We start from the raw sequence: 4,752 nt of genomic DNA on the forward strand, positions 1-4,752 counted from the left end.
CTGCTGCGCCGCGGCGGCCCCGGCGCCCAGGCCGATGGCGACAACGGCGGCGACGATAGCTTTACCTTCGGCCAGTTCTGCATCAGCCAGGCCACGCGCGAGGCGACGCTGAGCGGGGACTTGATCGACCTGACCACCGCCGAATTCGACCTGCTGTGGCTGCTGTCCTCCCACGCCGGCCAAGTGCTGTCCCGCGACGACATCATGAGCGAGCTGCGCGGCATCGGCTTTGACGGCCTGGACCGCTCGATAGACGCGCGCATTTCACGGCTGCGCCGCAAGCTGGGCGACAACCCCGACGCGCCGGCCCGGATCAAGACCGTGCGCGGCAAAGGCTATCTGTTCTCGCGCAGCGACTGGGAATAAGGCATGAGCGCGCGTCGTCTTCGCGGCTGGCTCAAGCCGTCGCTGGGCACCCTGTTCGCCCGTTATTTCTTCGCCACCATGCTGGCGGAGCTAATCATCATCATCGGCTTCGGCTTCATGGTCACCAAGCTGTACGAAAACAGCGACCGCGACAGCAAGCTGCAATTCATGAACGGCACCGTGAGCCTGATCCGCCAACAGTTGGAACAGACGCCACACCAGGATTGGGAGCGCAAACTCGCCGACATCGCCCGCGCCTTCAGCTATCCGGTCAAGCTGATCGCCCATCCTCCCGACGATTTCGATCCGGAAGGCCATGCCGCGCTGCAAGACGGCCGCCCTTATCTGGATTTCGACGACCAGCTGCTCTACGTGCCCTTGCCGCGCGATCCGCGGCTGCTGCTGCTCGGCCCGCTGGAAGCGCCGCCCAGCAATAGCAGCTGGATCAGCGAGGACATGGAAATCCTGCTGCTCTGGATATTGCTGACCGGCTCCACGCTGGGCACGCTGATCTATTTCAGCCTGCGTCCGCTGTGGAAGGACTTGCTGGAAGTGCGCCGCAAGGCGGAGATTTTCGCCGACGGCGATTTCAGCGCCCGCGCCCAGCCCTCCAAGAGCCGGCTGCTGGCGCCCTTGTCGCGCGCCTTCAACAGCATGGCGGCGCGGCTGGAGCGGCAGATGGAAACGCGCCAGGCGCTGTCCCACGCCATCGCCCACGAAATCCGCACTCCCATCGCGCGGCTGCGCTTCGGCCTGACCATGCTGGAGGAGGAAGAGGACGAGCTGGAATGGAAGCGCTATCGCGAGGGCATGGAGCGCGATATGCAGGAGCTGGAAGAACTGTTCAACACCAGCATGGAGTTCGCCAAGCTCAACCGCAACGAAGTGCCGCTGCATTGGGAAACCGTGGACCTGTACGACTGGTTCGACGACCTGATCGACCTGGTGACGCCGTTGAAGCCGGCCAATATCGCGCTGGAGCTGGATTGCGTGCTGGGCAACGGCGCCTTCGACCGCAAGCTGATGTATGTGGCCAGCCGCAACCTGCTGCTCAACGCCTTCAAATACGCCAACGCCAAGGTCAGGCTGACGGTGTGCCACAGTCCCTCCGGCCAACTGCTGATCCATGTCGACGACGACGGCTGCGGCATTCCCGAAGCCGAGCGCGACAAGGTGTTCGAACCCTTTCTGCGGCTGGACCGCAGCCGCGACCGCGCCACCGGCGGTTACGGCCTGGGCCTATCCTTCGTCAAGCTGATCACCGAGCACCACGGCGGCCAGGTCAGCATAGCCGCCAGCGAACTGGGCGGCGCGCGCTTTACCCTGCGCATCATGCAACCGCAGCAATAATAAGACCCGCTAACAAAACCCCTGATCCTGCGTTGCGCCTCCTTGTCGTACTCAAGTACTGCCTGCGTCGGCGCGCCTTGGCTCAGGTTCTCTGCGAGGTGTTGTTAGCGGCTCTAAGGAGAGCCGGCACGGGCCTGTCCGCGCCGGCGAAAAGTAAAGCCGCAGTTTGTTAAGCAATCTGAATTGGGTCACGCTCCGTCACAAAGCGGGGACAGGAAGCCAACAGACCCGAGGCCGCCACGCCGGGATAATGCCAGCATCTCAACTTGGATTCGGGTATTTCCCATGGTTTCTTCACGACCGGCCGCCCTGCTGGTACACGGTCTGGGCGGCAGCGCATACGACCTCGGCGCGCTTGGACGCACACTGGAAGAGGCGGACATCGTCACCCACACCCCGCTATTGCCGGGACATGGCGGCGAGCCGGAAGATCTGCTGTCCGTCCGCTGGCAGGACTGGGTGGAAACCATACGCAAGGAATACCTGGAACTGAAAACCCGCCACAAGGTGGTGCATCTTGCCGGCGTTTGCCTGGGCGGCCTGGTGGCGCTGGAAGTGGCGCGGCTGGAAAATCATCAGGACGGCCTCGCCTTGTACGCGCCGCCGCTGTTCCTGGATGGCTGGAGCCTGCCCAAGCTGACCTGGGCGCGCCACATCGTTTACCGCATTCCCGGCCTGGCCAAGAAGATGCGCGTGCCGGAAGTCGAACCGTTCGGCATCAAGAACGCCCGTATCCGCAAGGCGATCCAACAGCGCTTCGAACGCGGCGAGCGCTTCCATTACGCCTATATTCCGCTGGCCTGCATCCGCCAGGTGGACGGGCTGCGCCGCCAGCTGATGCCGCGGCTGGAACAGATCACCTGCCCTACGCTGATCGTGCACGCCGACGAGGACGATATCACCAGCCCGCGCTCCGCCCATTATCTGCAACGCTATCTGGGCGGCAGCGTAGACTTCATGCCGCTGTCCAACAGCTATCACATGGTGATGGTGGACAATGAGCGCGGCGAGGTACTAAAGCGCAGCCTGAAGTTCTTCAATCACCGCGCCCAAACGCCGGCCGCCAGCACCGAGCAAAGCGGCTGGGGCATGTTCGCCGCCGCCTGAACCACGCCCCGCTCCATCAAGGCAAGCTTTCCGCTTGCCTTTTTTCTTGTCTGCTCGCTCATTTAAAGTTGCAAGCAGTCACAACTAAACATTGGATTTAACAACCGCGCAAACTTCCTGGCCGTCTCGTCATCAACCGTCATCAAGCCAGAACACAGCGACAATGGAACGCCAGGGCCGGCTGAAGCAAACTGTTTGCACGAGCCGGATCGGCCCCCCGCCGGTCTTGCAACGGTTCCGTTCTCTTTTCCCTTTGTGTGACTTTGCATGCCCGCCGGCTCCGGCGGGCATCTTTTCTTTCACCTGCCCACCCTGCGCGGTTACACATCGTTACACAAGGCCTCCATCGATCACACAAAGAGCGTTTACAAGCTCAACAGACCGATTTGCTTCTTATTCGCACAATAACGCAGTTATCAACAAAGTAAACAGTCGCAAAAAATGAAAAAACTGATTACCGCTTCCGTGCTGAGCCTGGCAGCTCTGTCCGCACACGCCGCCGATCCGGGCCTCTACGTCTTCGGCAACACCGGTTACAACTTCTCCAAGCCTGAGTCCGGCAATCGAAACATCATGCTGAAAGACGCCAAGGCCGCCGGCACGGTCTGGGAACTGGGCGCCGGTTACCGCTTCAATCAATACCTGGCCACCGAGCTGTCTTATGCGGACTTCGGCAAATCCAAGGCCAATGGCTCCTTCATGGGCAGCACAGGCAGCGGCTCCGTCGCCACCACGGCCGAACGCATCGCCGTATTGGGCATTCTGCCGGTGACCCAGGATTTGGAAGTTTTCGGCAAGGCCAGCCTGAACAATGTGCACACCAAACTCAAGATCGACCGCTTTGCCAGCCAAACTTTCAACGACACCCGCTTGGGTCTTGGTTTCGGCGCGCAGTATCAGCTGCACAAAAATCTGTCGCTGCGTGGCGAATACGAATACATCGCCGGCAATGACTTCCAGCTGCCTGGCGGACAAAGCGTGATCAAGACTTCCGGCACCAGCGTGCTGAAGGCCGGCATCAGCTACCACTTCTGATCCCACCCCTTGCCAGCGCTCGCCAGCCGCGGCCCTTGCGTCCGCGGCTGGTTTTGCGTTTCAAGCCGTCGGCACCGCCATGCCGCGCCGCACCGCCGGCCGCTCGCCCACTCGCTGGAACCAGTCCCGCACCCGGGGAAACGCCGACAGGTCCACCTGATGCCAATCATGACGCGCCGTCCATGGGTAAAGCGCGATATCGGCGATGCCGTACTCGCCGGCAACGTAATCCCGCCCGTCCAGGCGCCGGTTCAGCACGCCGTACAGGCGCAAGGCCTCATCGTGGTAGCGCTTCTGCGCGTAAGGAACGGTTTCCGGCGCATAGCGCAGGAAATGGTGGGCCTGGCCCAGCATCGGCCCGAAACCTCCCATCTGGAACATCAGCCATTGCAGCGCCTCATAGCGCGCCGCGCCCGCCGCCGGCAGCAGGCGGCCATGCTTCTCCGCCAGGTATTGCAGGATGGCGCCGGATTCGAACAGCGCCAGCGGCCGTCCATCCGGCCCGTCCGGGTCGACGATGGCCGGAATCTTGTTATTGGGGCTGATCGCCAGAAAGTCCGCCGCGAATTGCTCGTCCTTGCCGATATCCACCGTATGCACGGCGTAAGGCAGCGCCAATTCTTCCAGCATGATGGAAATCTTGCGCCCATTGGGCGTGCCCCAGGTGTAGAGCTCAATCATTATCCGTATCTCCCGTGTTCAAACCGGCCGCGGCGCACAGGCGCGCGCCGCGCCGTCTGCTACAATGCAGCCCATTTCAAGCCTTCAGGATACTGCGATGAGCCAGCCGCGCGTCAACGATGTCAAAGCCTTCCTCTTGGACCTGCAGGACCGCATCTGCGCGGCGCTGGAGCAGGCCGACGGCGGCGCGCGCTTCGTCGAGGACGCCTGGCA

The 4,752-nt window shown here is 62.2% G+C and carries 5 protein-coding genes; 4 read left to right on the forward strand and 1 reads right to left on the reverse strand.

What is annotated here, in order from left to right:
* The 4 genes from LQT98_RS21680 to LQT98_RS21695 all read left to right on the forward strand — a co-directional run.
* Positions 1-366, forward strand: a 366-nt coding sequence (locus tag LQT98_RS21680; protein ID WP_231465125.1) for a winged helix-turn-helix domain-containing protein, incomplete at its 5' end; no start/stop codon positions are given.
* Between the two features lie 3 nt (positions 367-369).
* Positions 370-1,716 carry an ATP-binding protein gene (locus LQT98_RS21685; RefSeq protein ID WP_231465127.1) on the forward strand — a complete coding sequence of 449 codons (1,347 nt, stop codon included), beginning with the start codon at positions 370-372 and terminating at the stop codon, positions 1,714-1,716.
* 285 nt (positions 1,717-2,001) lie between these two features.
* Complete coding sequence (locus LQT98_RS21690) at positions 2,002-2,823, forward strand: alpha/beta hydrolase (protein WP_048409361.1); 822 nt, start codon at positions 2,002-2,004, stop codon at positions 2,821-2,823.
* A gap of 441 nt (positions 2,824-3,264) precedes the next feature.
* Positions 3,265-3,858, forward strand: coding sequence for an outer membrane beta-barrel protein (locus LQT98_RS21695; protein WP_053074330.1), 594 nt, complete (start codon positions 3,265-3,267; stop codon positions 3,856-3,858).
* 60 nt (positions 3,859-3,918) lie between these two features.
* Here the strand turns inward: LQT98_RS21695 and LQT98_RS21700 are convergent, their stop codons facing one another.
* Positions 3,919-4,539, reverse strand: coding sequence for a glutathione S-transferase family protein (locus tag LQT98_RS21700; protein WP_231465129.1), 621 nt, complete (start codon positions 4,537-4,539; stop codon positions 3,919-3,921).
* Positions 4,540-4,752 lie beyond the last annotated feature (213 nt).

Source organism: Chromobacterium aquaticum (genome assembly GCF_021129195.1).
Lineage (GTDB): Bacteria > Pseudomonadota > Gammaproteobacteria > Burkholderiales > Chromobacteriaceae > Chromobacterium > Chromobacterium aquaticum.

Coding starts and splice junctions, on each gene's coding strand:
- LQT98_RS21685 (WP_231465127.1), top strand. CDS start 370: ATGAGCGCGCGTCGTCTTCGCGGCTGGCTCAAGCCGTCGCTGGGCACC.
- LQT98_RS21700 (WP_231465129.1), bottom strand. CDS start 4,539: ATGATTGAGCTCTACACCTGGGGCACGCCCAATGGGCGCAAGATTTCC.
- LQT98_RS21690 (WP_048409361.1), top strand. CDS start 2,002: ATGGTTTCTTCACGACCGGCCGCCCTGCTGGTACACGGTCTGGGCGGC.
- LQT98_RS21695 (WP_053074330.1), top strand. CDS start 3,265: ATGAAAAAACTGATTACCGCTTCCGTGCTGAGCCTGGCAGCTCTGTCC.